Source organism: Planctomycetota bacterium, assembly GCA_026387035.1.
Lineage (GTDB): Bacteria > Planctomycetota > Phycisphaerae > FEN-1346 > FEN-1346 > JAPLMM01.
In genome coordinates this window covers 1-3,619 of record JAPLMM010000011.1, presented here as the reverse complement: position 1 = coordinate 3,619, position 3,619 = coordinate 1, and the positions used below count along the sequence as shown (strand labels likewise).

Genomic DNA, 3,619 nt, shown 5'->3' with positions numbered 1-3,619 from the left:
ACCGCAAAGGTCGCAAAGTACGCAAAGGAAGGCCGAACCAGGGGAACGACCAAGAGCAAACAAAACAACGGACGTTTGGCCTTTACCCCAATCCTCGCTTTCCTTTGCGTGCTTGGCGCACTTTGCGGTTAAGAAACGCCTCGACTTACGGCGCCCCGCGATTGTGGATAACTTTTTGGAGGAGGTTTTGGGGGGTATTTTCGGGCGATTTTTGGGAACCCACCGGCCTTGGCGCTGGCGTCCGGGGGGATTTTTCGGCGGACGGGGTGCCTTTGGTAAGATGGGCTAGCGCGGATTTAGTGCCTTTTTCGACTTTTTTCACGTTTTTGGGGCGGTTTTTACCGGTTTTTGGGCCCTATTTCGCACTCTTTCCATCCATGTCATGTGCATACCTTTATGTTAATAACTATTTTTCCGTGTCTTTGGCGCGGGATTTGCGACCGCAGCCCAGCCGAAGGTCCCTGCGGGAAGGGCCCCTTTCTTGCATGGGGAGAACGCAGAGGGGGAGGGGCAGTGCAGAGTGTAGAGTGTAGAATGAACGGCAAACGGATTCGAGGCGAGATCCCTCGGCTCCGCTCGGGATGAAATTATGAAAGCGCGGCTCCGGCCGCCACGGTAGAGTGGCGGTTGGACCCAAATGAAAGGAGCCGCGCCATGGGAGAGTATATCGCCTTTGACAGTCACAAGCACTATACGTTGGCGGAGCGGGAGGAGGTCGAGACGGGCCGGACGCGGCAGACGCGGATCGAGCACCGGCGTGGGGCGTTGCGTGGATACCTGGACGACGCGGCGCCGGGCACGGCGGTGGCGGTGGAAGCGACGGGTAACTGGTACTGGATCGTCGAGGAGATCGAGGAGGCGGGGTGCGTTCCGCGGCTGGTGCACCCCCGGAAGGCGAAGGTGATGATGGGCATGATCAACAAGACGGACAAGTTGGACGTGCACGGGCTGAACCGGCTCCAGCGGAACGGCACGCTGCCGACGGTGTGGATCCCTCCGGGGCCGGTGCGGGACCTGCGGGAACTGACGCGGGGGCGGATGGTGCTGGTGGCGATGCGGACGCGGGTGAAGAACCGGCTGACCTCGACGCTGGAGAAGTACGGGCTGCGGGTCGAAGGGGTGAGCGACGCCTACGGACGGCGGGGTCGGAAACAGTGGCCTCGGCTCCTGGCCCAACTTCCGCCCGAGACGCGGTGGGGCGCCGAGCGGTTTTTGGCCTTGTTGGACTCGCTCCAGGAGCAGATCGCGGCGTACGAGGAGCGGATCGAGGACCTGGTCAAGGAGACGCCGGGGATGCGGCTCCTCAGGAGCCTGCCGGGAATCGGCTTTATCCTCGCGGCGACGATCGCGCTAGAGGTGGGGCGGATTGACCGGTTCCCGACGGATGAGCATCTGGCATCGTACGCGGGGACGACGCCGCGCGTCCACGCCAGCGGCGGGAAGGTGCGCTATGGGCCGCTACGGCCGGACGTGAACCGGACCCTCAAGTGGGCGTTCGCGGAGGCAGGCAACTCGGTGGCCGTCAACCACCTCCGGTGCCCCGAGCGGAGTGTGAGCCGCTTGTATCGTCGGCTGCGCAGGCGCAAGGGACACGCCAAGGCCATCGGGGCGGTGGCGCGGCACTTGGCGGAGGCCACGTGGCACGTGTGGAGCCGCGAGGAACCGTATCGGGATCGGATCCAAGGAAGGGGTAAGCGCGAGGTTGTCATGAGCCCATCGAGGCTCGCGGAGTGAATGCGACACCCCTTCCGAACAATTCCATGCCCCATGGAGGGCGAAGAGATGACTGGGAACGACCCGAACGAACAAGGACGACGACACAACGGCAACGACCGCACCAGGGAGAAAACCCAAATTATGACTTGACACGCCGCGCTTTCAGAGATGACATAGCGCGCGGGACAAACGCACGGCCGGCCCGCCTTCGCCCTTCCGCCGTCGCCCTTCCGCCGTCGCCCTGCGGGCTATGGCGGACAGGTCGGGCTATGGCGGACAGGTCGGGCTATGGCGGGTCTCTGCTGCGCTTCGACAAGCCCGCCGGCGAACCAGGCGCGCTATATTTTTTTGCGCTCGGCGGGCAAGTTCACGGCTTGGGCTTCAGGACGATGCTCCTTAAGTTCATGACCGCCTCGCCCGGTTTGCTCACGGCCTTGATCGAGAGGGTGTACTTGCCGGCCTTGTCGATCGAGAGGGTCCCGAGGTTCTCGGTCTTGAAGGCGGTCCAGGAACCGGTGTCCGCGACTTTGCCCTTGAGTTGCTGGTCGGCAACGGCGACGACGTACTCGCTGCCGCCCTCGCCTCTTTCGCACGCCAGGGTGATCTCCACATCGAACGTGCCGGGCTTCGTGACCGTGAAGTTCCACGAGGCCCAATCGTTCAGGTCCGACCAGAAGCCGAGGCAGTCCTTGTCGGACTCGGGCTCGTATCGGAGTTCGTTGCCATGGAGCGCGGCGTCGGAGGCTTTCAGGGCGACCGAGCCGTCATCGGCCTGGCGGATCGTCTTGGGGGCGAGGGGGTCGTCCTTCAGGGGGTCCTCGGCGGCGTGAGCGGCCGCGCCCAGCAGCGCCACGGACGCGCAAAGCAAGGCCACAACCTTAAGTCGCATGTGCATAACAATGCCCTTTCATCGAAAACGCGCCCAAGGTAACCGTTCACGGCCTTGTGGCCGGCCAGGCTCACGATGAGCCCGATCAGTAGTATATACGCCCCCCCCCGCACAATAGCAGCAAGGAAAAAACCCAGCAAAAAAAGAAATATTTTTGTGGCCGCCCCCTTCACCACCGCGCCACCCCCTCAAAAACCACGTGACCGGATACGAACAAGCGCCAGCCGAAAAAGTGACCTTTTTCATGCAGGATTCAGGTTAAGTTCTATGTCACCGGAACTCCTATGGTCGGGATCGAACCGCAGAGCCCAGAGCCCCGGCGCGCCGGGGTCGAAGGGCGGATTGAACGACGAAAGGCGAATGGCGCGCGGGGAGGCAGGGCGGTTCGCTTGCTTGACAGGGGGCGGCGGGGGTTTAGAATGGGCGGCGGCAATCGGAAGGCGAGGCATCGCATATGGCGACGGAATCTGAAAGTTCGCAGGCGCACGCGGTCGGGATCGACCTGGGAACGACGTTTTCGAGCCTGGCGTACGTGAACGCGGCGGGGAATCCCGTCATCGTCCCGAACGCCGAGGGGGAACTCCTGACGCCGTCGGTCGTGGCGTTCACGAAGGACGCGATCCTGGTGGGTCGGGACGCGCGGCGGGAGGCTTTGGCGGACCCGTCGCGAGCGGTGCTGCACATCAAGCGTGAGATGGGGAACCCCCACTGGCGATTCAAGGTGGACGGGGAAACCTACACGCCGGAGAGCATCTCGGCGCTGATTCTGAAGAAGTTGAAGCAGGATGCGGAGTTGCACATCGGTCCGGTCCATAAGGCGGTGATCACGGTGCCGGCGTATTTCGACGACGTGCGGCGGAAGGCCACCGAGGACGCCGGGGCGATCGCGGGCCTGGAGGTGATCGACATTGTGAACGAGCCGACGGCCGGGGCGCTCGCCTACGGGCTGGGGGGGACGGCGGAGGACGGCGTGTTTCTGGTGTACGACCTGGGTGGAGGGACGTTCGACGTGAC

3 protein-coding genes are annotated in these 3,619 nt (G+C 63.4%); 2 read left to right on the top strand and 1 reads right to left on the bottom strand.

Annotated elements, in window-relative coordinates:
• The first annotated feature begins 654 nt into the window (after positions 1 to 654).
• On the top strand, positions 655 to 1,734 hold the full coding sequence (locus NTX40_00390) for an IS110 family transposase (GenBank protein ID MCX5647550.1): 1,080 nt from the start codon (positions 655 to 657) through the stop codon (positions 1,732 to 1,734).
• A gap of 349 nt (positions 1,735 to 2,083) precedes the next feature.
• Here the strand turns inward: NTX40_00390 and NTX40_00385 are convergent, their stop codons facing one another.
• A complete protein-coding gene (locus NTX40_00385) occupies positions 2,084 to 2,605 on the bottom strand; it encodes a hypothetical protein (protein ID MCX5647549.1) in 522 nt (173 codons plus the stop codon).
• A 454-nt stretch (positions 2,606 to 3,059) separates the two neighbouring features.
• Here NTX40_00385 and NTX40_00380 point away from each other — a divergent pair.
• Positions 3,060 to 3,619 (top strand): Hsp70 family protein (locus NTX40_00380; protein ID MCX5647548.1); only part of this gene is annotated, 560 nt, incomplete at its 3' end.

Coding starts and splice junctions, on each gene's coding strand:
- NTX40_00390 (MCX5647550.1), top strand. CDS start 655: ATGGGAGAGTATATCGCCTTTGACAGTCACAAGCACTATACGTTGGCG.
- NTX40_00385 (MCX5647549.1), bottom strand. CDS start 2,605: ATGCGACTTAAGGTTGTGGCCTTGCTTTGCGCGTCCGTGGCGCTGCTG.